Here is a 26,488-nt window from a genome sequence, read left to right as displayed (position 1 = left end):
CGCCTGCCCGATGAGGTTAGTCATGCCCAACCGTCTCCCTGTCACCGTGCTGTCCGGCTTCCTCGGCGCCGGCAAGAGCACGCTGCTCAACCATGTGCTGCGCAACCGCGACAACCTGCGCGTCGCCGTGATCGTCAACGATATGAGCGAAATCAACATCGATGCCAGCGAGGTCCAGCGCAACGTCAGCCTGAACCGGGCCGAAGAAAAACTGGTGGAGATGAGCAACGGCTGCATCTGCTGCACCTTGCGCGAGGACCTGCTGGAAGAGGTGGCGCGGTTGGCGAGTGAGGGCCGCTTCGATTACCTGCTGATCGAGTCGACCGGAATATCCGAGCCGCTGCCGGTTGCCGAGACTTTCACCTTTCGCGACGAACAGGGGCGCAGCCTCTCCGACATGGCGCGCCTGGACACCATGGTCACCGTGGTCGACGGGCTGAACTTCCTGCGTGACTACCAGGCCGCCGAGAGTCTCGCCAGCCGTGGCGAGACCTTGGGTGAGCAGGACGAGCGCTCGATCAGTGACCTGTTGATCGAGCAGGTCGAATTCGCCGACGTGCTGTTGCTGAGCAAGATCGACCTGATCAGCCAGTCTGACCGCGAGGAGCTGGTGGCCATCCTGCGCAGCCTCAATGCCCGGGCGCAGATCGTGCCGATGGTGATGGGCCAGGTGGCGCTGTCGCGCATCCTCGATACCGGCCTGTTCGATTTCGACCAGGCAGCCCAGGCTCCGGGGTGGCTGCGCGAACTGCGGGGCGAGCATGTACCCGAAACCGAGGAATACGGCATCGCCGCCAGCACCTGGCAGGCTCGTCGGCCGTTCCACCCGCAGCGCTTCTTCGATTTTATCCACACGCCCTGGAGCAACGGCCGGTTGCTGCGTTCCAAGGGCTTCTTCTGGCTGGCCAGCAAGTATCAGGAGGCCGGGAGCTGGTCCCAGGCCGGTGGCATGATGCGTCACGGCCTGGCGGGGCGCTGGTGGCGCTTCGTGCCACGCGAGCAATGGCCGCAGGACGAAGAGAACACCGCGGCGATCCTCAAGCAGTGGTCGGTGGAAAGCGGCGATTGCCGCCAGGAACTGGTGTTCATCGGGCAGAACATCGACTTCCAGCGGTTATCCACAGAGTTGGAGGCCTGCCTGCTCACGGACGAGGAGATGGAAACTGGACCGATGGCCTGGCTGCGGCTACCCGATCCTTTCGGTGCCTGGCATGAGGACGCGGTGGCATGACTGTGGATATCCGCCAGGTGTTCGGTGAATCGCCCCAGGTGATGACCGACATTCTTCAGGATGGCGTCAACCTGGCGGTCTGGCAGCGCCGCCTGCCGGCCCAGGTGGAGGACTTCGCCAACCTGGTGCTCAGTCTTGGCCAGTCCCTGGCCGATGAGCGGGTGATCGAGGTGGATGAACGCCACCCGCCGGCCTTGCCCGGTTTGCTCAGGGAGGCCGCTGATCTGCACGGCTATGACGGTTTCGTCGCGGATGTGGCCTGGCTGGTGGCCGCCTATACCTGCCTGCTGGGAGCCCGTCGTCTCGGTGTACGCGTGCGGGTACTGGACGGGGCGATGTGTCCGCGCATGCATGTGGACCATGTGCCGGTGCGCCTGCTCAGCACCTATGCCGGCGCGGGCAGCGAATGGCTGGCGGAGGGAGCGATCGATCGCGCGCGCTTGCAGCAGTCGTCGCCGCCTGTGGATAAGGTTCGGCGCCTGGCGGCGGGAGAGGTGGCTTTGCTGAAGGGCGAGAAGTGGCTGGGCAACGAGGGCGCGGGATTGGTCCACCGGTCACCGCTGACGCCTGCCGGGGAGCGCCGATTGTTGTTGAGCCTGGATTGGTTGGCATGAGTCGGGGGCCCGGCGGTATAGACTGTCATCAATCCACCCCGATACCGAGCCATGCTGCAGAACATCCCCACCCATGTGATCGCCGGCCCCCTCGGCGCCGGCAAGACCAGCCTGATCCGCCACCTGCTGGACCAGCGTCCGGCAGGTGAGCGCTGGGCCGTGCTGGTTAACGAGTTCGGCCAGGTCGGCCTCGATGCCGCCTTGCTCAGCCGCGACGAGGCGGGCATCGCCATCGGAGAAGTGGCGGGAGGCTGCCTGTGCTGCGTCAATGGCGCGCCATTCCAGGTGGGGCTTGGCCGCTTGCTGCGCAAGGCTCGCCCGGACCGCCTGTTCATCGAACCGTCCGGCCTCGGTCACCCGGTCGAGTTGCTGGAGCAACTGGGGCGTGCGCCCTGGACTGGCGTGCTGTCGGTCCAGCCACTGCTGATGGTGCTGGATGCCGCGGCGCTGTCCCGGGGCGACGTCTTGCCCGAGGCCCAGCGCCAGGCACTGGCGAAGGCTGGGATACTGGTGTTCAACAAGGCGGGTGGTGTGGATGAAGCCGAACGCCTGTTGATAAGTGAATCACTACCCGCATTACCGGCGCGCTGGACGGATCACGGGGTACTGCCGCTTGCTGTATTGCCTGTTTCAACCCCCGTAGCAGTAGGCACTCTCGACCTTGGCAGCCTGCCTGTGGATAACGGTGCAGTGCCGTTGCCCACCCTGTGGACCGATCCACGACAGCCGATCTGCCAGTTTCAGCAGGGGGAGGGAGGTTGGAGCGTCGGCTGGCGCTGGCATCCCGACCAATGCTTCGACAATGCGGTGCTGCGCGGTGTTCTCGAGCAATGGGTGTGGCGCCGGGCGAAGGGTGTTATCCACAGCACGGAAGGCTGGCAGTCGTTCAACGGCCTGGAAGGCGGGACGCTGGAGTGGCGTTCCAGCGAATGGCGCAAGGACTCGCGTATCGAGCTGATCTTCGATCGACCGCAACCCTTGCAGGCCCTGCAAGCGGCCATCGGCGGCTGCCAGCTGATCCGTTGATCCGTTGATCAATTGCGCCAGCGGTTATGTTCCTGGCGCCACTGCTGCATCTCGATGACGTTGTCGGTACGCGGCGGGGTCTTGATCTCGAACGGATAGGGCGCGAGTTCAATCTGCATGGTGTGGGCGCCGAACTGGGTGACGGTGCCGGGGTGGCGTTGTTCACCGGTGACGGTGAACTCGAAGTTGTAGATGCGCGCCAGGCGCTTCCTGCCATTGGCGTCACGCACGAAGGCGATGCGTTTGAGCGCCACGGCGTCGTCGAGCAGTTCCAGGTCGAGCTTGGCGCAATGCTGCTTGACCCGTGCCAGGGCCTTTTCGCGCAGCCCGTGGTTGTGCCACAGCCAGGCGCCTGCGGTCGCCACCAGCATCAGGACGAAGAGGTTTTCCAGGGTCAGCATTTGCGTAAGCTCCAGATAGGTCGATCCAGCTTAACTGCGTCTCTGGCCTGTCGTACAGATGGCAATCGGGTTCATACTGCGGGCCGCACACTTATTCACACAGTTTCGGAATCGTCCCGCATGAAACGTACGCCGCACCTGCTCGCCATTCAGTCCCACGTGGTCTTTGGACACGCCGGAAACAGCGCCGCGGTGTTTCCCATGCAGCGGGTTGGGGTCAACGTCTGGCCGCTCAACACCGTACAGTTCTCCAACCATACTCAGTATGGACAGTGGGCTGGGGAAGTGCTTGCCCCAGCGCAAATTCCCGCGTTGGTGGAAGGCATTTCCAATATCGGTGAGCTGGGCCACTGCGATGCGGTGTTGTCGGGCTACCTGGGCAGTGCCGAGCAGGGGCGGGCGATCCTGGCCGGCGTCGAGCGGATCAAGGCGGTCAATCCCAAGGCCTTGTACCTGTGCGACCCGGTCATGGGGCATGCCGAGAAGGGCTGCATCGTACCGGCAGAGGTCAGCGAGTTCCTGCTCGAGGAGGCCGTCGCCAAGGCCGATATCCTGTGCCCGAACCAGCTCGAGCTGGATAGCTTCTGTGGCCGTCGCGCGCAGTCCCTGGACGATTGCGTGAGCATGGCGCGCGGGTTGCTGGAGCGCGGGCCGCAGGTGGTGCTGGTCAAGCACCTGAATTATCCACAGCGGGCGGACGACGCCTTCGAGATGCTGCTGGTGACCCGTGATGCCAGCTGGCACCTGCGCCGGCCCTTGCTGGCCTTCCCACGCCAGCCGGTGGGCGTGGGCGACCTGACCTCCGGGCTGTTCCTCGCCCGCGTGCTGCTGGGTGACGACTGGTTGCAGGCTTTCGAATTCACCGCCGCCGCGGTACATGAGGTGCTGCTGGAAACCCAGGCCTGTACCAGCTATGAACTGCAGCTGGTGCGGGCCCAGGATCGCATCGCCCATCCACGGGTGCGCTTCGAGGCGCAGCGCCTGATGTACTAGATCGAATCAGCCTTGAGGTTCTGGTAACGCTGTTCCAGCTCCTGGCGGATCTGGCGGCGTTGCTGGCCTTGCAGGAAGCGGCGCTTCTCCTCGCTGCTCTGCGGCTGGCGCGGCGGCACCTTCACCGGGCGACGGTCGTCGTCCACCGCGACCATGGTGAAGAAGCAGCTGTTGGAGTGGCGTACCGAGCGCTCGCGGATGTTCTCGGTGACCACCTTGATGCCCACCTCCATCGAGGTGTTGCCGGTGTAGTTGACCGAGGCGAGGAAGGTCACCAGCTCGCCGACATGCACCGGTTCGCGGAAAATCACCTGGTCCACCGACAGGGTCACCACATAAGTGCCGGCATAGCGGCTGGCGCAGGCATAGGCGACTTCGTCGAGGTACTTGAGCAGGGTGCCGCCGTGTACGTTGCCAGAGAAATTGGCCATGTCCGGTGTCATCAGGACGGTCATGGTCAGCTGGGCGTTTCCAGGTTCCATAGAGAGCTCACGGTGAATTTGCACGGATTCGGGGCGGGTATCTGCAGACACTTCTGTTTCCCCTCGTTGAGGTTTCCCATCCTGGTACGGGACGTCGGCTGACGCTCCATCGTCACGCCAATCTTGCCATCGGCGGTGTCGAATCGGCCGATCTGTTTCTGCATATTGCATCGGCAATTTGTGGCAAGGCGCGATGTTAACCTGACGACGCCCATGCAACGTGGGCTTTTGCGTCTATCACAAGAGTATGTGCCTGCTCCGCGCCGAAGGATCGTCCGGCAGAGGAGCGGTTCGCCCCGAGCACTGAAAACAAGGAGTATCACGCCATGCATGCCATCAGCTTCATCCAGGACCTGGCGGTGATCATGCTGGTTGCCGGGGTGGTCACCATCCTCTTTCATCGCCTCAAGCAGCCGGTGGTGCTGGGTTATATCGTCGCTGGTTTCATCATCGGCCCGCATACGCCGCCGTTCGGCCTGATCCACGACGAAGACACCATCAAGACCCTGGCCGAGCTGGGGGTGATCTTCCTGATGTTCTGCCTGGGCCTGGAGTTCAGCCTGCGCAAGCTGTTCAAGGTCGGCGCCACGGCCTTCATCGCGGCCTTCCTGGAAATCGTGCTGATGATCTGGATCGGTTTCGAGATCGGTCGCTGGTTCGGCTGGAACACCATGGATTCGCTGTTCCTCGGGGCGATCCTGGCGATCTCCTCGACCACCATCATCGTCAAGGCGCTCAACGACCTGAAGATGAAGAACGAGCGTTTCGCCCAGCTGATCTTCGGCGTGTTGATCGTCGAGGACATCCTCGGCATCGGTATCATCGCACTGCTGTCGGGCATCGCCGTCAGTGGCTCGGTGAGCTCCGGCGAAGTGTTCTCCACCGTGGGCAAGCTGTCGCTGTTCATGATCGTCGCGCTGGTCATCGGCATCCTGCTGGTGCCGCGGCTGCTGGCCTACGTGGCGAAATTCGAAAGCAACGAGATGCTGCTGATCACCGTGCTAGGCCTGTGTTTCGGCTTCTGCCTGCTGGTGGTCAAGCTCGAGTACAGCATGGTGCTCGGCGCCTTCCTGATCGGTGCGATCATGGCCGAGTCGCGCCAGCTGCTGAAGATCGAGCGCCTGATCGAGCCGGTTCGCGACCTGTTCAGCGCCATCTTCTTCGTCGCCATCGGCTTGATGATCGACCCGTCGATCCTGGTCGAGTACGCCTGGCCGATCGTGGTCATCACCCTGGCGGTGGTACTGGGCAAGATGCTCTCCTGCGGCTTGGGCGCGTTCATCGCCGGCAACGACGGGCGCACCTCGTTGCGCGTGGGGATGGGGCTTTCGCAGATCGGCGAGTTCTCCTTCATCATCGCCGCCCTGGGGGTGACCCTGCAGGTCACCAGTGACTTTCTCTATCCGGTCGCAGTGGCGGTGTCGGCCATCACCACCTTGCTGACACCGTACCTGATCCGTGCCGCCGATCCGTTGTCGATCAGGCTGGGCAAGGTGGTGCCGAGCCGCGTGGCACGGGTGCTGTCGTTGTACGGCGAGTGGTTGCGCAGCATCCAGCCGCAGGGCGAGGGGGCCATGCTGGCGGCGATGATCCGACGCATTCTGCTGCAAGTCGGGGTCAACCTGGCGCTGGTGATCGCGATCTTCTTCAGTGGCGGCTACTTCGCCGGGCGCATCGGCAGCTGGTTGAGCGAGTGGGTGGCGGACGCCGGCCAGCAGAAGGCGATGATCTGGGGCGCGGCATTGCTGTTGTCGCTGCCGTTCCTGATCGCGGCGTATCGCAAGCTCAAGGCGTTGTCGATGCTGCTGGCGGAGATGGGCGTCAAGCCCGAGATGGCCGGGCGGCATACCCAGCGGGTACGGCGGGTGATCGCCGAGGTGATTCCGCTGCTGTCACTGCTGGTGATCTTCCTGCTGCTGTCGGCCTTGTCGGCAAGCATCCTGCCGACCAGCGAACTGCTGCTGGTCATCGTGGTGGTGGCGGCGGTGGTGGTGGCGCTGCTGTGGCGCTGGTTGATCCGGGTGCATACGCGGATGCAGGTGGCGTTGCTGGAGACGCTGGAGAACAGCCGCGATCATTCGCACTGAGCGGGCGGTTAACGCTTTCTGCGCAAGATTTCACCGTCGTCCGAGGGGATGGAGCGGTAGCAGTGTCGCCAGGCGCAGAGAGCCTGGCGATTCTACGAGTGATTGGTAGCTATAAGCCATCACTTTATGCGGGTATTTCTCATTCAGCTTTCCAGCCAGACATCCCGTGCCCAGTGCCAGACCGATTCCCAGCTTTCCTCGGTGACGATTTCTTCTTCGCCGGACCACAGCACCACGGTGCCGTCCTCTTCGACGCAGTAGTAGTCGTCTCCGTCCTGGCAGATGGGAATGAGATCGCGGGGCACACCGGCGTCCCAGGCGTTGGCCGCCACTTCCGGCAGGTAGGTGTGGGATTGCGGATCGGTCACGGTCACCGGCTCGAGGCTACCGTACACCACGTCGCTGACGGTCAGCAGGTATTCCTTGAACACGAACGGGATGTTGATGAACAGCTCTTCCTCGATCTCGACCAGCTGATCCTCGTCCGGCAGCTCCAGCGGCACCGGTACCGGCTCGTTGGCTTCACGGAGTTGTTCGATCACTTCTTCCACGGTTCACATCCTCTGACCTTATGACAACGCTGCGCGTTATACCCTAGTAGGCCGCTCTGGCAAAAGCAAAAACCCCGGGACAGGCCCGGGGTTTTTTCTGCAACGTGCGACGGTTAACCGTTTTGGCGGATACCGGCCAGCAGCCAAGGCTGGTTTTCGCCATGGGCGCGAACCATGTGCCAGCTTTCGCTGAAGGCTTCGCCCTGGTCGAAGCGCGAGGTCTTCGACACGCCACGGAAGGTCAGGGTGGCGTCGGTCTGGTCGGCGCGCTCGTCGACGCCGTCCAGTTGCACATCGAGGTCGTCGATGTAGGTGGACTGGAAGCCTTCACCCTGCTCGGCGCGCTCGCGCTTGAGGAACTCGAGCATCTGCGGGGTGACGAACTCGGCGATTTTGTCCATCTCGTTGGCGTCCCAGTGCTGCTGCAGCGACTGGAAGTGCGAACGGGCGGCGGACAGGAAGCTGGCTTCGTTGAACCAGGCCGGGGCGTTGATCACAGGCGAGGCGGCCGGTGCGGCGGAGCCGCCGAAGATCGACTGCGGTGCGGCCTGCGGCTGTGCTTCGCGCTGGTACGGGGCGTGGCCGGCGGCAGCGTGTTGCGGCTGCTGCTGGCGACGGCGCGCGGCGATGAAGCGGAAGACCAGGAAGGCGATCAGGCCCATGATCAGGAAATCGAGGATCTGCATGCCGTCGAAGCCGTCGCCCATGAACATGGAGGCCAGCAGGCCACCGGCGGCGAGGCCGGCGAGTGGGCCCAGCCAGCGCGAGGCACCGCTGGCGGCAGCGGGTGCGCGGCCAGGAGCGGTCGGGGCGGCGGCAGGCGTGGTCGGGGTGGCCTGGCGGGTCTGGTGGATAGGCGCGGAGCCCGAGCTCTTGCCACCACCGAAGCGCTTGGCGTTGGCGTCGAGGCTCAGCGTCAGGCCGACGCAGAGCGCCAGAGCGATGCTAAGAAAACGTTGCATAAGATGGGGATTCCCGTTTGTGTGGATTGCACGCGCGTCATGGTGCACATGAACTGGCAGACATAGCCAGCGACAAGATGTTTCGAGCTTTTGCCTGATCGCCCGGATCTACGCGTTCACCTGTAGGAGCGGCCTTGCCGAGGCGTCGGACCGGCCGGAAAGGGCTGCGCAGCAGCCCCTGTTGCGGTGTGACGCTGAAATTGCCGGGGCCGCTTTGCGGCCCTTTCGCGGCACGAGGCCGCTCCTACAGGCGCGTGTCGTTCAGTCCAGTCAGATAGCTTCCAGCTTGGCGTAGCCCAGCATCAGCCATTTGCTGCCCTCGGAGAAGTTCACCTGCACCCGTGCCTGGGCCCCGGAGCCCTCGAAGTTGAGGATTACGCCCTCGCCGAACACCGCATGCTGCACCCGCTGGCCGAGGCTGAAGGCGGTCTGCGGGATGCTGGCGTTGGCGAACAGGCTGCTGGCCGGCGTCTTCGCGCCACCGAACGGACGGCTGACGGTGTTCGACAGGCGCACCTCCTGCACCAGTCCGGCGGGGATCTCCCGGACGAAGCGCGACACCTTGTTGTAGGTCTCGCTGCCATATAGTCGACGGGTCTCGGCGTAGGTCATGACCAGCTGGCGCATGGCCCGGGTAATCCCCACGTAGGCCAGGCGGCGCTCCTCTTCAAGACGACCGGGCTCTTCCAGGCTCATCTTGTGCGGGAACAGGCCTTCCTCCATGCCTACCAGGAACACGTACGGGAACTCCAGGCCCTTGGCACTGTGCAGGGTCATCAGCTGGATGCTGTCCTCGTGCTCGTCGGCCTGGGTGTCGCCAGCCTCCAGCGAAGCGTGGCCGAGGAACGCCGACAGCGGCGAGAGGTCGGCGTCTTCGTCACTGGTCTCGAAGTTGCGCGCCGCGCTGACCAGTTCCTCAAGGTTTTCCACCCGGGCCTGGCCTTTCTCGCCTTTTTCTTCCTGGTGATAGACGATCAGCCCGGACTGCTCGATGACCGTCTGGGTCATCAGGTGCAGCGGCATGTCCAGCACCTTGGCGGCGAGGTTCTCGAGCAGCTCGATGAACGCGCCCAGGGCGCTGGCGGCGCGGCCCTTGAGGGCCTTGGCGGCGAGCAGCTGGCACATGGCTTCCCACATCGACAGCTGGCTGTGGCGGGCGTGGTCGCGGATGGCCTCAACGGTCTTTTCGCCGATGCCCCGTGGCGGCACGTTGATCACCCGCTCTAGCGCCGCGTCGTTGCCGCGACCTTCGAGCAGGCGCAGGTAGGCCATGGCGTTCTTGATCTCGGCGCGCTCGAAGAAGCGCTGGCCGCCATAGATGCGGTACGGGATGCGTTCGCGCAGAAGGGCCTCTTCCAGCACCCGCGACTGGGCGTTGGAGCGGTACAGGATGGCCACTTCGTTACGCGCGTTGCCCTGCTTGATCAGGCTTTCGATGGTCTCGACCACGTAGCGCGCTTCGTCATGCTCGTTGTAGGCGGCGTAGAGCGTCAGCGGCTCGCCTTCGCCCATGTCGGTCCACAGTTCCTTGCCCAGGCGCCCGCTGTTGTTGGCGATCAGGGCGTTGGCGGCCTTGAGGATGCCGCCGGTGGAGCGGTAGTTCTGCTCCAGGCGGATCAGCTCGGCGTCCGGGAAGTCGGCGGTGTACTGGTGGATGTTCTCGATCTTGGCGCCACGCCAGCCGTAGATCGACTGGTCGTCGTCGCCCACCGCCATCAGGCTGTCGCCACCGGAGGCCAGCAGGCGCAACCAGGCGTACTGCACGGCGTTGGTGTCCTGGAACTCGTCCACCAGCAGGTGGCGGAAGCGGCGCTGGTAGTGCCTGAGCAGGTCCGGGTGGTCTCGCCACAGATCGAGGGCGCGCAGCAGCAGCTCGGAGAAGTCGATGACCCCGGCGCGGTCGCAGGCCTGCTCGTAGGCGACATAGATGTCGCGCATGGTGGCCAGGAACAGGTCGCCGCTGGCCTGGATATGGCGTGGGCGCAGGCCTTCGTCCTTCTGCCCGTTGATGAACCACTGGACCTGGCGCGCCGGCCATTTCTGCTCGTCCAGGCCCATCTCGCGGATCACCCGCTTGATCAGGCGCTGCTGGTCGTCGCTGTCGAGGATCTGGAAGTTCTGCGCCAGCCCCGCCTCCTGCCAGTGCGCCCGCAGCAGGCGGTGGGCCAGGCCGTGGAAGGTGCCGACCCACATGCCGGCCGGGTTGATGCCCAGCAGTTGCTCGATCCGCTGGCGCATTTCCGCCGCGGCCTTGTTGGTGAAGGTCACCGACAGGATCGAGTGCGGCGAGGCCTGCTCGACCTGGATCAGCCAGGCGATGCGGTGCACCAGCACGCGGGTCTTGCCCGAGCCGGCGCCGGCCAGAACCAGTTGGCGCCCCACCGAGGCCGCCACGGCCTGGCGTTGAGCGTCGTTGAGGGAGTTCAGCAGGAGGGAGAGGTCGTCATTATGCATCCGGGCATTCTATGGCCGCGCGAAGGCAGGGGCAAACGCCCCGGGTGCAAATCGCCGGGCGGACGCTCGACCGTTCATCGGTGGTCTTGCCCGGCACCCGTGGTTGAGCGGTCAGACCTGGACGCAGCAGACATTTTCGAAATCATGACGCAGAGCAGTTTGGTCCGACGCGGTGCTTGTGTATGCTCCCTGCACATTTGCGGTCAGCCATAACAAGAACACAAAAGAAACCAGCCAATATGACCCAGGATTGCGGGGCGATCGGAGCATCGCCGGAGACGACAAGGAGCGTTCGCAGGCAATTCGCCACCCAGCTGTCGATCGAGCGTACTCGCCTGCTGTACCAGGGCTCGTTGTTGCCCACCTTGTTCATGCTGCTCAACGGCCTGCTCTGCGCCTGGCTGCTGTGGAGCCCTGCGCGCTATCTGCTGGTCGGGGTGTGGCTGGCCTGGTTGCTGGCGCTGGTGGCGCTGCGGGTGATCCAGGTGGCGGCCTTCGACGCGGCGACGCCGGCGCGCCAGGCCAAGCCGACCTGGCGGCGCATGTTCCTGCTCGGCTCGGCGTTCAGCGGCCTGACCTTGGCCAGCGCGGTCATCGCCCTGGCGCCGGCGGACAACTTCGTGCAGCAGGCCTGGGTCTTCGGCCTGCTCGGCGCGGCGGCGTTGTCCGCCAGTGTCGCCTACGCGGTGAGCCTGCCGGCGTTTCTCAGCTTCGCCCTGCCGTGCCTGCTGCCGCCGATCGCGTTTCTGTTCGTCTATGACGCCGGGCACCAGCGCGGCTGGGGCTGGCTGGGGCTGATCCTGCTGGTGGCGCTGATGGTGGTGGCCTGGCAGGTCAATCGCCTGATCGAGCGCGGCCTGCTGCGCCGCTTCCAGAACCAGGCGCTGATCGAGCACCTGCAGAACGCCCAGCGCCATGGCGAGGGCCTCAACCGTCAGCTCAGCGCCGAGATCGCCCAACGACGCCGGGCCGAGGACGACCTGCGCAAGGCCCATGCCGGCCTCGAGCAGCGGGTGGCCCAACGCAGTCATGAGCTGGATCTGGCCAACCAGGCCCTGAGCAAGAGCGAGCAGCGCCTGGCCCTGGCCTTGCAGGCCAGTGAGCTCGGGCTGTGGGACTGGAACCTGGAAACCGACGAGGTCCATCACACCCAGTTGCATGCGCTGTTCGGTCTGGATCCGGAGCAAGTGCGCTCGGTGCGCGCCGACCTCAAGCCACGGCTGCATCCTGATGACCTGCCTGTGCTGCGGCGCACGCTGGTCGAGCACCTCAAGGGGCGCACCGAGGATTACCGGGTCGAGTACCGGGTACGCCACGCCCAGGGGCACTGGTGCTGGATCGAGGACCGTGGGCGGGCGGTGGAGTCCGATGACCAGGGCAAGGTCCTGCGCATGCTCGGCACCCGCCGCGACATCACCGCGCAGAAGGAGCAGGAAGAGCAGCAGCGCCTGGCCGCGACGGTGTTCGAGGCGGCCAGCGAAGGGATCGCCATTCTCGACGCGGACTTCCAGTTGCTGGCGGTGAACCAGGCCTTCTGCGATGTCACCGGCTACGGCCGGGCCGAGCTGATCGCCCGCAATGCCCTGGAACTGCCCTGCAGCCGCGATGCCCGGCGCCACAGCCAGGCTATCGACCAGGCGTTGGAGCAGCAGGGCCGCTGGCAGGGCGAGCTGGTCGAGGCGCGCAAGAACGGCGAGCTCTACCCGCAGTGGCTGCAACTGAACAGCGTGAATGACCCTCGGGGACGGATCGTCAACATCGTCGGCTTCTTCACCGACCTGTCCGCACGCCGCGAATCCGAGGAGCGCCTGCGCTACCTGGCGCATTACGACGACCTCACCGGGCTGGCCAATCGCGCGCTGTTCCGCCTGCGCCTGCACGAGGCGGCGCAGCGCATGCGCCTGAACGGCCGCAGCCTGGCGCTGCTGCATGTGGACCTGGATCGTTTCAAGCTGCTCAACGAGAGCCTGGGCCATGAACTGGCGGACCAGCTGCTCAAGAAGATGGCCCAGCGCCTGGCCAACGCGGTGCCGGAGGCCGACACCGTGGCGCGCCTGTCCGGCGACGAATTCGCCGTGCTGTTCGACGGCTACACCAACCTGTCGAGCCTGGTGCGCGTCACCACCCGGCTGCTCGACAAGCTGCGCGTACCCCAGCGCGTCGGTGGGCACGAGGTGGTGATCAGCGCCTCGGTAGGTATCAGCCTGTTGTCCGACGCCACCCAGGACCTCAATGCCCTGGTCAGCCAGGCCGACATGGCCAAGCAGCATGCCAAGCATCTGGGCGGCGACAGCTTCCAGTTCTACACCGAGAGCTTGCGCGCCAGCACCCTGGAGCGCCTGCAACTGGAGAACCAGCTGCGCAAGGCCATCGACGAGCGCCAGTTGCTGGTCTACTACCAGCCCAAGCTGTGCCTGCGCACCGGCCAGTTGCACGCGGCCGAGGCGCTTGTGCGCTGGCAGCACCCCGAGTGGGGCATGGTGCCGCCCAGTGAGTTCATCGGCCTGGCCGAAGAGACCGGGCTGATCGCGCCCATGGGTGAGTTCGTGCTGCGCCAGGCCTGCTGGCAGGCGTGCGAATGGTTGCGCCAGGGCCTGGAGGTACGCGTTTCGGTCAACCTGTCGGTGTACCAGCTGCGCCAAGGCAAGCTGGTCAGCCTGGTGCGCCAGGTCCTGCAGGAGTCAGGCCTGGCGCCGCACCTGCTGGAGTTGGAGCTGACCGAAAGCCAGTTGCTGGACAGCGTCGAGCACATCATCACCACCTTCGAACAGCTGCACGCGCTGGGGGTGAAGCTGGCCATCGACGATTTCGGCACCGGCTACTCGTCGCTGAGCTACCTCAAACGGTTCCCGGTCGACTACGTGAAGATTGACCAGGCGTTCATTCGCGGCCTGCTCGAAGGGACTCAGGACGCGGCCATCACCCGGGCGATCATCGCCATGGCCAAGAGCCTGCGACTGAAGGTAGTGGCCGAAGGGGTGGAAACCCGCGAGCAGTTGCAGTTCCTGCGCGAGCATGGCTGTGACGAGGTGCAGGGCTACCTGATCAGCCGGCCGGTGGATGCGACCTCGTTCCGCGCGCTGCTTGATCGCTCGACGGCCGACCTGTTGCGCTGAAGGTCGGCCTTTTCAAGGCGTTGATAATAGGCGCCCGGCTTGGAGTTGCCGGGGCTGCTTTGCAGCCGTTTCGCGGCACGAGGCCGCTCCTACAGGTGCCAGGCCTGGCCTTGGCGGGCCAACAGGCTGTTGGCCTGTTCCGGGCCATTGCTGCCGGCGGGGTAGGGACGTGGCGCCTGGAAGTGCTCCTCCCAGCCCTGCAGGATCGGGTCGATCCAGGCCCAGGCGGCCTCGACCTCGTCGCGGCGCATGAACAGTGTCGAGTCGCCTTCCAGCACATCCAGCAGCAGCCGCTCGTAGGCGTCCCAGCGGCGGGTCTGGGCGAAGGCCTGGGCGAGGTTCAGGTCCAGTTCGACCGGTGCCAGGCGCATGCCCTTGCCCGGGCTCTTGGTCATCATGCGCAGGCTGATGTGCTCGTCCGGCTGTAGCTGGATCAGCAACTGGTTGACCTGGCCGCCGCTGAACAGCTCGTGGGGCACCGGCTTGAACTGGATGACGATCTGCGACGAGCGCCGCGCCATGCGCTTGCCGGTGCGCAGGTAGAAGGGCACGCCGGCCCAGCGCCAGTTGTCGATGTGCGCCTGCACCGCGACGAAGGTCTCGGTGTCGCTGTCGTTGTCCACGTCCTTCTCGAAGTAGTAGGCCGGTACTTCCTGGCCGCCGATCTTGCCGGTGCCGTACTGGCCGCGCACGGTCTTGTCCTGCACGTCCTGGCCGGTGATGGGCTTGAGCGCGCGGAGGATCTTCACCTTTTCGTCGCGCACCGCCTCGGCCTCGAACTGCGCCGGCGGCTCCATGGCCACCAGGCAGAGCAATTGCAGCAGGTGGTTCTGCAGCATGTCGCGGGTGGCGCCGGCACGGTCGTAGTAGGCGCCGCGGTTTTCCACGCCAAGGGTCTCGCAGACGCTGATCTGCACATGGTCGACCTGGCCGTTGCGCCACACCGGCTCCAGCAGGGCATTGGCAAAGCGCAGCGCCATGAGGTTCTGCACGGTTTCCTTGCCCAGGTAGTGGTCGATGCGGAACACCTGCGGTTCGCTGAACACCGCACCGATGGCCTCGTTGATCGCGGTGGCCGACTCCAGCGAGTGACCGATGGGCTTCTCCAGCACGATGCGCGCCTCGCTGTCGGCAAGGCCGGCGATGCGCAGGTGGTTGGCGATGGGCACGAACAGCTTGGGCGCGGTGGCCAGGTAGAAGATCCGGGTCAACCCGCCAGGTTCGCCCAGGTAGCGGGCCAGGCGACCGAAGTCGGCGCTTTGCGCGGCGTCCATGGGGAAATAGTCCAGGCGTGCGCAGAAGCGCTGCCAGACGTCCTCGTCGAAGTCCTGGCGGGCGATCTGCGCCCGGCAGTGGCGTTCGGCGAGCTTGAGGTAGTCGTTGCGCGAAAGGTTGCGCCGGGCCAGGGCAATGATTCGCACGGCGTTGTGCAGGCGGGCCTCGCGATACAGGTGGTAGAGCGCCGGGAGCAGTTTGTGCAGGGCCAGGTCGCCCGTGCCGCCGAAGACCAGGATGTCGCAAGGAATCGTCAAACCACCACTCTCCACGTTCGTTTAGCTGGGCGGGTTGGCAAGCATGTAGTATAACTACAAGAAAGCTACATCCCGGCACGCCGATCATAACCGAGTCCAGCCCGTGAATCTGTTGCAACATATCGACCAATCGCGGCACCTGCTGCGTAAATCGGAACTCAAAGTGGCCGACCATGTGCTGCTCGATCCGGCTGCCGTCATGCACAGCTCGATGGCCGACCTGGCGCACAGCGTGGGGATCAGCGAGCCAACCATCGTGCGCTTTTGCCGGGCGATAGGCTGTTCGGGCTTCCAGGACCTCAAGCTCAAGCTGGCGCAGAGCCTGGCCGCCGGCGCCAGTTTCGGCCAGTTTGCCATCCATGAAGACGACTCGGTCGCCGACTACAGCCTGAAGATCTTCGACACCACCCTGCACACGCTGATGGAAGTGCGCGAGCACCTCGACCCGCAAGCGCTGCAGCAGGCGGTGACCGCCATGGCCCTGGCCCAGCGCGTGGAGTTCTACGGCTTTGGCGCTTCCGGCGCGGTCGCGGCCGATGCCCAGCACAAGTTCTTCCGCCTGCTGCTCAGCGCCGCGGCCTATTCCGACCCGCACATGCAGGCGATGTCAGCGGTCACCCTGAAGCCGGGCGATGTGGCGGTGTGCATTTCGCAGTCGGGGCGTTCCAAGGACCTGCTGATCACCGCCAACCTGGTGCGTGAAAGCGGCGCCAACCTGATCACCCTGTGCCCGAGCCAGACGCCGCTGGCCGAATTGTCGACGGTCAACCTGGCCATCGACGTGCATGAAGACACCGAGATCTACACCCCGCTGACCTCGCGTATCGCCCACCTGGTGGTGATCGACGTGCTGGCCATGGGCGTGGCCATGGCCCGTGGGCCAAGCCTGGTCAACCACCTCAAGAGCGTGAAGCGCAGCTTGCGCAGCCTGCGTTTGTCGCCGAAGTCGATCAAGGCCACCGACGACTGAGCAATGCAGAGGTTCCGTGGGAGCGGGCTTGCCCCGCGATTGCAATCGCGGGGCAAGCCCGCTCCCACGCAGATTTCATCATTTCGTCACCATTCCTCCGCCAAACCGTAAACCGCCAAGGCCAGTCTGAAACTCCCGCATCCTATCTGGGAGACAGGCAATGGCACATGATCACGCAGGTGTGTACCAACCCAACGCCAAGGCTCGCAAGCAACAGGAAAAGGACCAGCGCCGCATGGAGTTCCGTCGCGCGATCGAAAGCTACTGCGACCAGCGCCAGCTGCTGCGCGAACTGGCCGACTACCCCGACCTGCAGGACATCACGGTGTGGCAGGTATCGGCGGCAACTTCCCCGAGAAACGCTCAACAAGCCCACTGATTTGCGCACGTTCGCCGCGGATGAACGCCTGGAACGCCAAGGCGACCGGCGACTGGCGCTTGCTTTTGGATTGCACCAGGCACCAGCTGCGGTACAGCGGCAACTCCTCCACCGGCAGTTCCCTGAGCACGCCGGTGGCCAGCTCCAAATTGACTGCGTGGCGGGTCAGCAGGGCGATGCCCAGGCCGGCCACCACGCATTCGCGCTGGGCATCGGTTGAGGCTACCTCGAGGGTCTGGGTGAAGTGCACGCGCTTGTCCTTGAAGAACTCCTCGCAGGCCTTGCGCGTGCCCGAGCCCTGCTCGCGAACCAGCAGGGTATGAGGTTCGAGGTCCTGCAGGCGCAGTTGCTCCAGCTTGCACAGCGGGTGGTCCGGCGGTGCCACGGCGATGATCGGGTTGTTGAGGAAGGGCAGGAATTCCAGACCCATGTCCTGGGGCACCATGGACATGATGGTCAGGTCGTCGCGGTTGTCCGAAAGGCGCCGGATCGCCTGGGCCCGGTTGACCACCGTGAGGGTGAGGTTGACCTCCGGGTGGCGCTGCTTGAAGGCGGCGAACAGGTGTGGCACGAAGTACTTGGCGCTGGACTCGATCGCCAGTTTCAGCTGCCCCTGCAATGAGCCCTGCAGGTCCGACAGCTGCATGTCGAGGTTCTCCAGGCGCCCGAAGATATCCCGGCTGGCGCGTTGCAGCGCCTCGGCCGCCTCGGTCAGGTAGAGCTTCTTGCCGACGTACTCGAACAGCGGCTGGCCGACCAGCTCCTCGAGTTGGCGGATCTGTAGACTAACGGCGGGTTGCGTCAGCGCCATCTCCTCGGCCGCCCGGCTGTAGGAGCGCAGATCACACACCTCGTTGAACACCTGCAGTTGACGTAAAGTCATACGCATCAAGGACTTACGCATTTTTTCCGGGGCTCCGGCAAAACCTTGTTACCTCACTATAAGCTTTTGCTAATACTGCCCCTAACAAATATTGATTTTTGTTTATCGATCTTCAGCGCTAGGGTGAATATGCGACTGGCCAGCGACGTCTGGTCACGCGCCGACCGGTAAAACCGGATCGTCTGTTCCTACGGCTTTGGGAAGACTCCAGTGATAACAAAAATCCTGATCGCCAACCGGGGTGAGATCGCAGTTCGGATCGTGCGTGCCTGCGCCGAGATGGGCATTCGCTCCGTCGCGATCTATGCCGACGCCGACCGTCACGCCCTGCACGTCAAGCGCGCCGACGAGGCCTACAGCATCGGTGCCGAGCCCCTGGCCGGCTACCTGAACCCGCGCAAGCTGGTGAACCTTGCTGTCGAGACCGGCTGCGATGCCCTGCATCCAGGCTACGGTTTCCTGTCGGAAAACGCCGAACTGGCAGAAATCTGCGCCGAACGTGGAATCAAGTTCATCGGCCCGTCCGCTGATGTCATTCGCCGCATGGGCGACAAGACCGAAGCGCGCCGCACCATGATCGCGGCCGGTGTCCCGGTCACCCCCGGCACCGAAGGCAACGTCGCCGATATCCATGAAGCCCTGCGCGAGGGTGACCGCATCGGTTACCCGGTGATGCTCAAGGCCACCTCCGGTGGCGGCGGGCGTGGCATCCGCCGCTGCAACAGCCGTGAAGAGCTGGAGCAGAACTTCCCCCGTGTCATCTCCGAGGCCACCAAGGCCTTCGGCTCGGCGGAAGTGTTCCTGGAAAAATGCATCGTCAACCCCAAGCACATCGAGGCGCAGATCCTCGGTGACAGCTTCGGCAACGTGGTGCACCTGTTCGAGCGCGATTGCTCGATCCAGCGCCGCAACCAGAAGCTCATCGAGATTGCTCCGAGCCCGCAGCTCACCCCCGAGCAGCGCGCCTATATCGGCGACCTGGCGGTGCGCGCAGCCAAGGCGGTGGACTACGAGAACGCCGGTACCGTGGAGTTCCTGCTCGCCGATGGCGAGGTGTACTTCATGGAAATGAACACGCGGGTGCAGGTGGAACACACCATCACCGAGGAAATCACCGGCATCGACATCGTCCGCGAGCAGATTCGCATCGCCTCCGGCCTGCCGCTGTCGATCAAGCAGGAAGACATCCAGCACCGCGGCTTCGCGTTGCAGTTCCGCATCAACGCCGAAGATCCGAAGAACAACTTCCTGCCCAGCTTCGGCAAGATCACCCGCTACTACGCTCCCGGCGGCCCCGGCGTGCGCACTGACACGGCGATCTATACCGGCTACACCATCCCGCCGTTCTACGACTCCATGTGCCTGAAACTGGTGGTCTGGGCACTGACCTGGGAAGAAGCCATGGACCGCGGCCTGCGAGCCCTGGACGACATGCGCGTGCAGGGGGTGAAGACCACCGCCGCGTATTACCAGGAAATCCTGCGCAACCCGGAATTCCGCAGCGGGCAGTTCAACACCAGCTTCGTCGAAAGCCACCCTGAACTGACCAACTACTCGATCAAGCGCAAACCCGAAGAGCTGGCCCTGGCCATCGCCGCCGCCATCGCCGCGCACGCAGGCCTGTGAGGAACCGAACAATGTCCAAGAAAATCTTTGTTACCGACACGATCCTGCGCGACGCCCACCAGTCCCTGCTGGCTACCCGCATGCGCACCGAAGACATGCTGCCGATCTGCGACAAGCTCGACAAGGTCGGCTACTGGTCGCTGGAAGTCTGGGGCGGCGCCACCTTCGACGCCTGCGTGCGCTTCCTCAAGGAAGACCCGTGGGAGCGCCTGCGCAAGCTGCGCGCCGCATTGCCCAACACCCGCCTGCAGATGCTCCTGCGCGGCCAGAACCTGCTGGGCTACCGCCACTACAGCGACGACGTGGTCAAGGCCTTCGTCGCCAAGGCGGCGGTCAACGGCATCGACGTGTTCCGCATCTTCGACGCCATGAACGACGTGCGTAACCTGCGCGTGGCCATCGAGGCGGTGAAGGCCGCCGGCAAGCACGCCCAGGGCACCATCGCCTACACCACCAGCCCCGTGCACACCATCGATGCCTTCGTGCAGCAGGCCAAGCAGATGGAAGCCATGGGCTGCGACTCGGTGGCGATCAAGGACATGGCCGGCCTGCTGACCCCGTTCGCCACCGGCGAGCTGGTCAAGGCGCTGAAGGCCGAGCAGTCGCTGCCGGTGTTCATCCACTCCCACGACACCGCCGGCCTGGCCGCGATGTGCCAGCTCAAGGCGGTGGAAAACGGCGCCGACCATATCGACACCGCGATTTCCAGCTTCGCCTGGGGCACCAGCCACCCGGGTACCGAATCGATGGTCGCCGCGCTCAAGGGCAGCGAGTTCGACACCGGCCTGGACCTGGAGCTGCTGCAGGAGATCGGCCTGTATTTCTACGCCGTGCGCAAGAAGTACCACCAGTTCGAGAGCGAGTTCACCGCCGTGGACACCCGCGTGCAGGTCAACCAGGTGCCGGGCGGGATGATTTCCAACCTGGCCAACCAGCTCAAGGAGCAGGGCGCGCTCAACCGCATGAACGAAGTGCTGGCGGAGATCCCGCGGGTGCGTGAAGACCTCGGCTTCCCGCCGCTGGTGACCCCGACCTCGCAGATCGTCGGCACCCAGGCGTTCTTCAACGTGCTGGCCGGCGAGCGCTACAAGACCATTACCAACGAAGTGAAGCTGTACCTGCAGGGCGGTTACGGCAAGGCTCCGGGCGTGGTCAACGAGCAGCTGCGCCGCCAGGCCATCGGCAGCGAGGAAGTGATCGACGTGCGCCCGGCCGATCTGCTCAAGCCGGAGATGGCCAAGCTGCGTGCCGATATCGGCAGCCTGGCGCACTCCGAGGAAGACGTGCTGACTTTCGCCATGTTCCCCGACATTGGCCGCAAGTTCCTCGAGGAGCGCGAAGCCGGCACCCTCAAGCCCGAAGCCCTGCTGCCGATTCCGGAAGCCGGCGCGGTGGGCTCGGTGGGCGGTGAGGGCGTACCGACCGAGTTCGTCATCGACGTGCACGGCGAGACCTACCGCGTCGACATCACCGGCGTGGGCGTCAAGGCCGAAGGCAAGCGCCACTTCTACCTGTCCATCGACGGCATGCCGGAAGAAGTGGTGTTCGAGCCGCTCAACGACTTCGTCGGCGGTGGCGGCAGCAAGCGCAAGCAGGCCAGCGAACCGGGCCATGTCAGCACCACCATGCCGGGCAACATCGTCGATGTGCTGGTCAAGGAAGGCGATGTGGTCAAGGCCGGCCAGGCAGTGCTGATCACCGAGGCGATGAAGATGGAGACCGAAGTCCAGGCGGCCATCGCCGGCAAGGTCGTGGCCATCCACGTGGCCAAGGGCGACCGGGTAACCCCGGGCGAGATCCTGATCGAGATCGAAGGCTGACAGAAGCCTTCATCTGCAAGCGGTTAACCTCTGGGGAGCGAATGCTCCCCTTTTTTTGTCATTCCATCTGCACTATTTTGCAGAACAAGACATGGAGGCTTTAAAGCTTATGTATTTTGATGCAGATTATTTGTTGAACCTTTGTAAAAATCTGCACTATGCTGCATATCGAAGGAATGGTTGACCCCTTCACATGCAGTCAATCACAGGCGGCCCATGCACAGACTTACGCTCCAGCTCCATGACGACGGCAAGTGGCAGGACGCTCTGGCGATGGCCTTCGCACAGCCGGAGCACAGCCTCGCCAGCCCTTGCGAGTTTGGCTATCTGTCCGATTACGTCAGGGCGAATCCGGATGGCTATGACAGCCTGTTCTGCCGGGCGGCGAGTGCAATGCTGCCGGTGGATTTTGGCAACCATCGCCTGCCCCACGCCCCTGCATTCCTTTACGACATCGCGCCTGCTGGTGCCGCCAAGCGTTTCCTGCTCAAGCATATTGGCCGCGAGAAGCCGGCCGGCATGGGAGAGGACCTGTTTCTGCTTGGGCGCTCCACCCCTGCGCCGATCGGCAACCTGCGCATCAAGGAGTCCTTCGAGCAACTGGATCTGGCAAGCCCCATCGGTTTTACCCGCGAGGATGTCGTTTCCCGGGATCAGCGCTTTCTCGAGTACGCCTATGAGCAGGGAGCGGCCATTGGCGGTGCGACCGGTGCTGGCGGAGAAGCGCCGAAGCTGTTGATGACCGAGGACGAAAGCGGGCAGTTGTACCCGGATGCCGTGCTTGCCGACGAACACGCTCGCCGTCACTGGTTCATCAAATTTGCCAGAAACCAGGCACTGGTCGATGACCAGGAGATTCTGCGAGCCGAGCACCTCTACTACAAAGCCTTGCAGCGTTTAGGTATTGATACGGTCGCCAGTGAACATATGGCGTTGGAGGAGGGCCGCAAGCCCAGCCTCTGGATGGCGCGCTTCGATCGTAAGGTGTCCGCAGGGGGGGTGCAGCGCCTTGCGGTGGAGTCGGTCTACTCGTTGTGCGGCGTGACCGAGCCCGGCAGCCGTATGGGTCACCTGGAAGTGATCGATACCCTTGTCGCCCTATGGCATGAGGCTGGGCAGTCGGATCAGGTGCCTGGGCTGATTGCGGACTACCTGCGCCGCGACCTGATCAACAAGATCCTGGGCAACTCCGACAACCATGGACGCAATACCGCCATCATCCGCACCCGCGATACGGTGCGCCTGGCGCCAATCTATGACCTTGCGCCGATGGTGATGGATCAGGAGGGGGTAACCCGGACAACCAAATGGCCAGTGCCGATCGAGCGGGCTGGTGAAATCGACTGGATGGCGGTGTGCGACGCCCTGGCCTCGGTCATTGACCCGGAGCAGGCGTACCAGCGTTTGCGCGAGGATGCCCGCCAGTTGCTGGCATTGCCCGATATCCTGAGCGGACTGGGGTTGGCAAGCCGAGTCATGAATCACCCGGCGATTGCGCTGGGCAAGCTTGAGCGGCGGATGGCCGAGTGGGGGTTGGCATGACGGTATCCATCGATGCCCGCGGGTTGTTGATTGACGGTGTGCGTGAGGGAATCGCCGACGGCAGCCTGGAGCTGGGCGCAGCGGTCAGGCGCTTGCGTACGGAAGTGGCGAAGATGCAGCAGACCCAGTTTGCGCGGATGTGCAAGGTTTCGGTTCGCACGTTGATCCAGATCGAACAGGGGGAGGGCAACCCCACGCTCAAATCGCTGAATGCGGTCTTCAAGCCGTTCGGGCTGCAGATGGGCGTCGTCAGGCGTCATCGTCAGATCAGATGAGGACCTTGGGGGCAAGTCTGCTCCCACGCATTACCGTGGGAGATCGCCCAGCCCTTCAGGCTACGCTGTCGCGCAGGTAACAGAGTTCCAGCGTGGGAGCGGGCTTGCCCCGCGATAAGGTCAGCCCTGGCGACAGGCCTCCAGCGTCCTCGCCTGACCTTCAGGTTGCTGGTTATCCACACTCAACCATCGCTCGAACCCCGCCGCCACCGCCGGCCATTCGCCGTCGGTAATCGAATACCACGCCGTATCCCGGTTGCGGTCCTTGACCACCATGTGCTGACGGAACACACCTTCGAAGACGAAGCCGAAGCGCTCCGCCGCGCGTTTGGAGCGGGCATTGGCGTCGTTGCACTTCCATTCCAGACGGCGGTTGCCCAGCTCGAAGCCCAGCTTGCCCAGCAGGTACACCGCCTCGGTGCCTTTCGGCGTGCGTTGCATGGCGGCGCCGAAGGCGATGTGGCCGATCTCGAAGCGGCCCTGTTCCGGGACGATCGACATGTAGCTCAGGATGCCTTGAACCTGGCCGCTGGCGCGGTCGATCACGCTGTAGAACAGCGGATCGCGGCTGGCGGCGTTGCCTTGCAGCCAGTGGTCGAAGCCGGCGCGCTCGGCAAATGGGCCGTAGGGCAGGTAGTCCCACAGCACCGGGTCCGAACCCGGACCTTGCAGTACTTCCCAGAGGTCGTCGCCATGGCGGGCCGGATCGAGCTTTTCCAGGCGGATGAAACGGCCTTCCATAGGGTCGGCCTTGGGTGTGCCGGCGGGCTTCCAGTTCAATGCGTCGTTCATGTTCGGCCTACAGTGCTTTGCGAAATTGAATGAAGCCTGGCCGCTCGGCGACCTGTTCGTACAGGCTGATGGCGGTGGCGTTGGTCTCATGGGTCAGCCAGTGCACCTTCGTGCAGTCGGCGGCCTTGGCCGTCGCGTAGACATGCTCGATCAACTGGCGGCCAATACCCAGACCGCGTTGCTCGCTGTCCACGTAGAGGTCCTGCAGGTAGCAGGAATTCTGGATGCTCCAGTTGGTGCGATGGTAGATGAAGTTGACCAGGCCCACTGCCTTGCCGTCGACCCAGGCCAGGGTCGAATGGGTGGGCTCGTTGGGGTCGAGCAGGCGTTGCCAGGAGCTGACGTAGATCTCGTCGGCCAGTTCGGTCTGGTAGAAGCGCAGGTAGGCCTGCCACAGGGAGCGCCAGGCGGCGTGATCGTGGGCGCCGACCGGGCGCAGGGTAACGTGGCTCATGGGCTTTTCCTTCAGAGATCGCGCATGTGCGCGGCGAGTTGGTTGTCCAAGTGGTCATTGCTGGCGCCGAGGCCTTCGCACACGCCGGCAATGTCCTGCGCCGAGCGGTTCTGGCTCAGCTTGCGCGCACCTTGCAGGCGGCTGATGGGCAGGCGGATGCCGACGATGGCGCGGAGCATGCCGTCGAGGTAGTCGCTGGGGGCGTCAGACACTTTCCAGGGTTCGTTGCGGTGTTGTTCATGGCGTTCGGTGAGGCGGGTGACGATGCCCAGCAACGACTGGGCGTTGTGGATAACTTCGACCGGGCCGTAGGCGTGCACAGCCAGGTAGTTCCAGGTCGGCACCACCTTGGGGTTGTCCGCCTTGCTCGGGTAGTAGCTCGGGCTGACGTAGGCATCGGCACCGGGAAACACCAGCAGCGCCTCGCCCCCTTGCTCCAGGTCCTGCCACTGGCGGTTGGCCCGAGCGAGGTGGGCGTAGACCGTGCCGAACTCGCCTTCGCCGGTCTCGACCAGTACCGGCAGGTGGGTGGCCAGCAGGCCCTGTTCACCCTGGCTGACCAGCAGCGCCAGGCGGGTTTGCAGCATGTGCCGGTGCAGGCGGTCGAGGTCGTGTTCCTGGTGGGGCTTGTTGTTGTACATGCTGGATGTCCTTGTTGAATGGCTCCATGCTAGGCAGGCTATTGGCTCTGGGTAAGAGCCATTCACGGCTGTTTTCATAGGTCCAATGCCATGATCGAACGTTGCCATCCTCTGCCTTTCGACCCCACGGGTATCGTCCTGGACCGCCGCCGCGGGCTGAGCCAGCAGCTCTACCATGCCTTGCGCGCCAGGGTTTTGGATGGGCGTTTGGGCAGCGGCACGCGGTTGCCGGCCACCCGCGACCTGGCGGCGATGCTGACGCTGTCGCGAAACAGCGTGGTGCGGGCCTACGACCAGCTGTATGCCGAAGGCTTCATCGAGAGCCGGGTCGGCGATGGCACCTATGTGAGCCAGCTACCGAAACTATCCACACAATTATCAACAGGGTTATCCCTGGGTTTATCAACAGACTTATCCACATTTCGCACTGCGGATACTGAGGATTTATCCAGTCAGGCTGTCATCAGCGAGCCCCTGCAACGTCTGAAAAATCATCATTTGCCGCTGCCCAGGGGCGGGGCACCCAGGGCTTTTCGCGTGGGTGTGCCGGCGTTCGACCTGTTCCCGTTCGAGGTGTGGGCCAAGCTGCAAGCGGGTTTCTGGCGAAATCCCGACCCGGCGATGCTGGGTTATGGCGACCCGGCGGGTGAGTGGCAGCTGCGCGAGTTGATTGCCACCTACCTGCGACGCTCGCGGGGGCTTTACTGCGCGGCTGAACAAATTGTGATCACCAGTGGCGCGCAGGAGGCCATCAGCCTTTGTGCACAGCTGCTGTTGCAGCCTGGCGATGGCGTGGCTGTGGAAAACCCGGGGTACCGGGCTGCCGGGCATGCGTTCGCGATGGCTGGGGCGACGCTCAGGGGTGTGCCGGTGGATGCCGAGGGCATGGACTGCGCGAGACTGGCCGAGATGCCCGAGTGCCGGCTGGCCTACGTGACGCCTGCCCACCAGTACCCCACGGGTATCACCATGAGCCTGGCTCGTCGCCTGTCGTTGCTGGCCTGGGCCGAGCGCCAGGATGGCTGGATCCTCGAGGACGACTACGACGGCGAGTACCGTTACAGCGGTGCGCCGCTGGCGCCACTGGCCGCGCTGGACCGCCAAGGGCGCGTGCTGTACGTGGGGACCTTTGGCAAGATCGCCCTGCCGGCCCTGCGCCTGGGATACCTGGTGCTCCCTGGGCGTCTGGTGCAGGCGTTCAGTCAATGCCGGGCGCTGGCGGTGCGCCATTCGGAGGTTGGTACCCAGTGCGTGATGGCGCAGTTCATGGCCCAGGGGCATTTCCAGCGGCATGTCCGCCGCATGCGCCGGGCTGCGCTGGCGCGGCGCAATGTGCTCCAGGCTGGCTGGCCACAGGATGTGCCGGGGCTGGGGGCCATGCCGGTGGTGGCGGCGGGGCTTCATGTGAAGGTGGATGTGGATAACTTCGCGCAGGAACAGGACCTGGTGGCTCGGGCGGAAGCGGTGGGGGTGGAGGTCAATCCGCTGAGCAGCTACTGGCTGGAGGACAGCGAGGAGCCTGTGGATAAAAGGGCGGGGCTGGTGCTGGGGTTTGCCGCGGTGCCGGAGGGGGAGATTGCGCAGGCTTTGATGCGCCTGCGCAAGACCTGGCGCTAGCCATCGCGGGGCAAGCCCGCTCCCACGCAGCCAACACAAT

At 64.3% G+C, this 26,488-nt stretch carries 23 protein-coding genes; 13 read left to right on the top strand and 10 right to left on the bottom strand.

Going from position 1 to position 26,488, the window contains the following annotated elements; translation table 11 throughout:
• Positions 1-22 precede the first annotated feature (22 nt).
• From zigA to LU671_RS08615, 3 genes are read left to right on the top strand one after another with little or no spacing between them, the layout of a single operon-like run.
• Positions 23-1,231: a zinc metallochaperone GTPase ZigA gene (gene zigA / locus LU671_RS08625; RefSeq protein ID WP_203649302.1), complete on the top strand. Its 1,209-nt coding sequence runs from the start codon at positions 23-25 to the stop codon at positions 1,229-1,231.
• Complete coding sequence (locus tag LU671_RS08620; protein WP_186732161.1) at positions 1,228-1,845, top strand: DUF1826 domain-containing protein; 618 nt, start codon at positions 1,228-1,230, stop codon at positions 1,843-1,845. Before zigA ends, LU671_RS08620 begins: the two co-directional genes overlap by 4 nt.
• Positions 1,846-1,896: 51 nt before the next feature.
• Positions 1,897-2,871, top strand: a complete 975-nt coding sequence (locus tag LU671_RS08615; protein WP_232855421.1) for a CobW family GTP-binding protein — start codon at positions 1,897-1,899, stop codon at positions 2,869-2,871.
• An 8-nt stretch (positions 2,872-2,879) separates the two neighbouring features.
• On the opposite strand, the gene LU671_RS08610 is transcribed toward LU671_RS08615, so the two are convergent.
• Entirely contained in the window at positions 2,880-3,272 is a 393-nt protein-coding gene (locus LU671_RS08610) for a DUF3301 domain-containing protein (RefSeq protein WP_023629680.1), read from the bottom strand.
• Positions 3,273-3,392: 120 nt separating this feature from the next.
• Here LU671_RS08610 and pdxY point away from each other — a divergent pair, with 120 nt between their 5' ends.
• Complete coding sequence (gene pdxY, locus LU671_RS08605) at positions 3,393-4,265, top strand: pyridoxal kinase PdxY (RefSeq protein WP_203649315.1); 873 nt, start codon at positions 3,393-3,395, stop codon at positions 4,263-4,265.
• Here pdxY and LU671_RS08600 read toward each other — a convergent pair.
• The gene (locus LU671_RS08600; protein ID WP_050707577.1) at positions 4,262-4,747 is read right to left on the bottom strand and encodes an acyl-CoA thioesterase; all 486 of its coding nucleotides are present in this window, start codon (positions 4,745-4,747) and stop codon (positions 4,262-4,264) included. The two genes, pdxY and LU671_RS08600, sit on opposite strands and share 4 nt — an antisense overlap.
• 326 nt (positions 4,748-5,073) lie before the next feature.
• Between LU671_RS08600 and LU671_RS08595 the strand changes: the two genes are divergently transcribed.
• A complete protein-coding gene (locus tag LU671_RS08595) occupies positions 5,074-6,834 on the top strand; it encodes a cation:proton antiporter (RefSeq protein WP_203649317.1) in 1,761 nt (586 codons plus the stop codon).
• Positions 6,835-6,977: 143 nt separating this feature from the next.
• Here the strand turns inward: LU671_RS08595 and LU671_RS08590 are convergent, their stop codons facing one another.
• From LU671_RS08590 to uvrD, 3 genes are all read right to left on the bottom strand, one after another.
• The gene (locus LU671_RS08590; RefSeq protein WP_028689999.1) at positions 6,978-7,385 is read right to left on the bottom strand and encodes an SMI1/KNR4 family protein; all 408 of its coding nucleotides are present in this window, start codon (positions 7,383-7,385) and stop codon (positions 6,978-6,980) included.
• A 113-nt stretch (positions 7,386-7,498) separates the two neighbouring features.
• The gene (locus tag LU671_RS08585; protein WP_232855420.1) at positions 7,499-8,347 is read right to left on the bottom strand and encodes a Tim44 domain-containing protein; all 849 of its coding nucleotides are present in this window, start codon (positions 8,345-8,347) and stop codon (positions 7,499-7,501) included.
• 270 nt (positions 8,348-8,617) lie between these two features.
• Positions 8,618-10,801, bottom strand: a complete 2,184-nt coding sequence (gene uvrD / locus LU671_RS08580) for a DNA helicase II (protein ID WP_203649319.1) — start codon at positions 10,799-10,801, stop codon at positions 8,618-8,620.
• Between the two features lie 239 nt (positions 10,802-11,040).
• Here uvrD and LU671_RS08575 point away from each other — a divergent pair, with 239 nt between their 5' ends.
• Positions 11,041-13,917 carry an EAL domain-containing protein gene (locus tag LU671_RS08575; protein ID WP_232855419.1) on the top strand — a complete coding sequence of 959 codons (2,877 nt, stop codon included), beginning with the start codon at positions 11,041-11,043 and terminating at the stop codon, positions 13,915-13,917.
• 89 nt (positions 13,918-14,006) lie between these two features.
• Here LU671_RS08575 and zwf read toward each other — a convergent pair whose 3' ends face one another.
• The gene (gene zwf / locus LU671_RS08570; RefSeq protein ID WP_232855418.1) at positions 14,007-15,449 is read right to left on the bottom strand and encodes a glucose-6-phosphate dehydrogenase; all 1,443 of its coding nucleotides are present in this window, start codon (positions 15,447-15,449) and stop codon (positions 14,007-14,009) included.
• A 103-nt stretch (positions 15,450-15,552) separates the two neighbouring features.
• Here zwf and hexR point away from each other — a divergent pair, with 103 nt between their 5' ends.
• Positions 15,553-16,419 (top strand): transcriptional regulator HexR, encoded by an 867-nt coding sequence (gene hexR / locus LU671_RS08565; RefSeq protein ID WP_232855417.1) that lies wholly within the window; start codon positions 15,553-15,555, stop codon positions 16,417-16,419.
• Positions 16,420-16,579: 160 nt separating this feature from the next.
• Entirely contained in the window at positions 16,580-16,798 is a 219-nt protein-coding gene (locus LU671_RS08560; protein ID WP_203649329.1) for a PA3496 family putative envelope integrity protein, read from the top strand.
• Here the strand turns inward: LU671_RS08560 and LU671_RS08555 are convergent.
• On the bottom strand, positions 16,740-17,687 hold the full coding sequence (locus LU671_RS08555; RefSeq protein WP_203649331.1) for a LysR family transcriptional regulator: 948 nt from the start codon (positions 17,685-17,687) through the stop codon (positions 16,740-16,742). The two genes, LU671_RS08560 and LU671_RS08555, sit on opposite strands and share 59 nt — an antisense overlap.
• Positions 17,688-17,891: 204 nt before the next feature.
• Here LU671_RS08555 and LU671_RS08550 point away from each other — a divergent pair, with 204 nt between their 5' ends.
• The 4 genes from LU671_RS08550 (at position 17,892) to LU671_RS08535 (ending at position 22,944) form a co-directional block, all read left to right on the top strand.
• Positions 17,892-19,307, top strand: coding sequence for an acetyl-CoA carboxylase biotin carboxylase subunit (locus LU671_RS08550; protein WP_203649333.1), 1,416 nt, complete (start codon positions 17,892-17,894; stop codon positions 19,305-19,307).
• An 11-nt stretch (positions 19,308-19,318) separates the two neighbouring features.
• Positions 19,319-21,127: a sodium-extruding oxaloacetate decarboxylase subunit alpha gene (oadA, locus tag LU671_RS08545; protein WP_203649335.1), complete on the top strand. Its 1,809-nt coding sequence runs from the start codon at positions 19,319-19,321 to the stop codon at positions 21,125-21,127.
• A 216-nt stretch (positions 21,128-21,343) separates the two neighbouring features.
• Positions 21,344-22,669 (top strand): type II toxin-antitoxin system HipA family toxin, encoded by a 1,326-nt coding sequence (locus LU671_RS08540; RefSeq protein ID WP_232855416.1) that lies wholly within the window; start codon positions 21,344-21,346, stop codon positions 22,667-22,669.
• On the top strand, positions 22,666-22,944 hold the full coding sequence (locus tag LU671_RS08535) for a helix-turn-helix domain-containing protein (RefSeq protein ID WP_186712271.1): 279 nt from the start codon (positions 22,666-22,668) through the stop codon (positions 22,942-22,944). Before LU671_RS08540 ends, LU671_RS08535 begins: the two co-directional genes overlap by 4 nt.
• A 120-nt stretch (positions 22,945-23,064) precedes the next feature.
• On the opposite strand, the gene LU671_RS08530 is transcribed toward LU671_RS08535, so the two are convergent.
• From LU671_RS08530 to LU671_RS08520, 3 genes are read right to left on the bottom strand one after another with little or no spacing between them, the layout of a single operon-like run.
• On the bottom strand, positions 23,065-23,736 hold the full coding sequence (locus LU671_RS08530; protein ID WP_232855415.1) for a GNAT family N-acetyltransferase: 672 nt from the start codon (positions 23,734-23,736) through the stop codon (positions 23,065-23,067).
• A 7-nt stretch (positions 23,737-23,743) separates the two neighbouring features.
• On the bottom strand, positions 23,744-24,190 hold the full coding sequence (locus LU671_RS08525) for a GNAT family N-acetyltransferase (protein WP_232855414.1): 447 nt from the start codon (positions 24,188-24,190) through the stop codon (positions 23,744-23,746).
• Positions 24,191-24,201: 11 nt separating this feature from the next.
• Entirely contained in the window at positions 24,202-24,831 is a 630-nt protein-coding gene (locus tag LU671_RS08520; protein WP_232855413.1) for an FMN-binding negative transcriptional regulator, read from the bottom strand.
• A gap of 90 nt (positions 24,832-24,921) precedes the next feature.
• On the opposite strand from LU671_RS08520, the gene pdxR reads away from it, so the two are divergent.
• Positions 24,922-26,448: a MocR-like pyridoxine biosynthesis transcription factor PdxR gene (gene pdxR, locus LU671_RS08515; RefSeq protein ID WP_232855412.1), complete on the top strand. Its 1,527-nt coding sequence runs from the start codon at positions 24,922-24,924 to the stop codon at positions 26,446-26,448.
• Positions 26,449-26,488: the final 40 nt, after the last annotated feature.

Origin of the sequence: Pseudomonas sp. NMI760_13 (assembly GCF_021283245.1) — a bacterium.
GTDB classification, from domain to species: domain Bacteria; phylum Pseudomonadota; class Gammaproteobacteria; order Pseudomonadales; family Pseudomonadaceae; genus Aquipseudomonas; species Aquipseudomonas peradeniyensis.
The sequence above is the reverse complement of the archived record's forward strand: the minus strand, read 5'-3'. Positions and strand labels throughout refer to the sequence as shown.

Excerpts from the sequence above, each read along its gene's own strand:
- zigA (WP_203649302.1), top strand. The coding sequence starts at position 23 with ATGCCCAACCGTCTCCCTGTCACCGTGCTGTCCGGCTTCCTCGGCGCC.
- LU671_RS08620 (WP_186732161.1), top strand. The coding sequence starts at position 1,228 with ATGACTGTGGATATCCGCCAGGTGTTCGGTGAATCGCCCCAGGTGATG.
- LU671_RS08615 (WP_232855421.1), top strand. The coding sequence starts at position 1,897 with ATGCTGCAGAACATCCCCACCCATGTGATCGCCGGCCCCCTCGGCGCC.
- LU671_RS08610 (WP_023629680.1), bottom strand. The coding sequence starts at position 3,272 with ATGCTGACCCTGGAAAACCTCTTCGTCCTGATGCTGGTGGCGACCGCA.
- pdxY (WP_203649315.1), top strand. The coding sequence starts at position 3,393 with ATGAAACGTACGCCGCACCTGCTCGCCATTCAGTCCCACGTGGTCTTT.
- LU671_RS08600 (WP_050707577.1), bottom strand. The coding sequence starts at position 4,747 with ATGGAACCTGGAAACGCCCAGCTGACCATGACCGTCCTGATGACACCG.
- LU671_RS08595 (WP_203649317.1), top strand. The coding sequence starts at position 5,074 with ATGCATGCCATCAGCTTCATCCAGGACCTGGCGGTGATCATGCTGGTT.
- LU671_RS08585 (WP_232855420.1), bottom strand. The coding sequence starts at position 8,347 with ATGCAACGTTTTCTTAGCATCGCTCTGGCGCTCTGCGTCGGCCTGACG.
- uvrD (WP_203649319.1), bottom strand. The coding sequence starts at position 10,801 with ATGCATAATGACGACCTCTCCCTCCTGCTGAACTCCCTCAACGACGCT.
- LU671_RS08575 (WP_232855419.1), top strand. The coding sequence starts at position 11,041 with ATGACCCAGGATTGCGGGGCGATCGGAGCATCGCCGGAGACGACAAGG.
- LU671_RS08560 (WP_203649329.1), top strand. The coding sequence starts at position 16,580 with ATGGCACATGATCACGCAGGTGTGTACCAACCCAACGCCAAGGCTCGC.
- LU671_RS08555 (WP_203649331.1), bottom strand. The coding sequence starts at position 17,687 with ATGCGTATGACTTTACGTCAACTGCAGGTGTTCAACGAGGTGTGTGAT.
- oadA (WP_203649335.1), top strand. The coding sequence starts at position 19,319 with ATGTCCAAGAAAATCTTTGTTACCGACACGATCCTGCGCGACGCCCAC.
- LU671_RS08540 (WP_232855416.1), top strand. The coding sequence starts at position 21,344 with ATGCACAGACTTACGCTCCAGCTCCATGACGACGGCAAGTGGCAGGAC.
- LU671_RS08535 (WP_186712271.1), top strand. The coding sequence starts at position 22,666 with ATGACGGTATCCATCGATGCCCGCGGGTTGTTGATTGACGGTGTGCGT.
- LU671_RS08530 (WP_232855415.1), bottom strand. The coding sequence starts at position 23,736 with ATGAACGACGCATTGAACTGGAAGCCCGCCGGCACACCCAAGGCCGAC.
- LU671_RS08525 (WP_232855414.1), bottom strand. The coding sequence starts at position 24,190 with ATGAGCCACGTTACCCTGCGCCCGGTCGGCGCCCACGATCACGCCGCC.
- LU671_RS08520 (WP_232855413.1), bottom strand. The coding sequence starts at position 24,831 with ATGTACAACAACAAGCCCCACCAGGAACACGACCTCGACCGCCTGCAC.
- pdxR (WP_232855412.1), top strand. The coding sequence starts at position 24,922 with ATGATCGAACGTTGCCATCCTCTGCCTTTCGACCCCACGGGTATCGTC.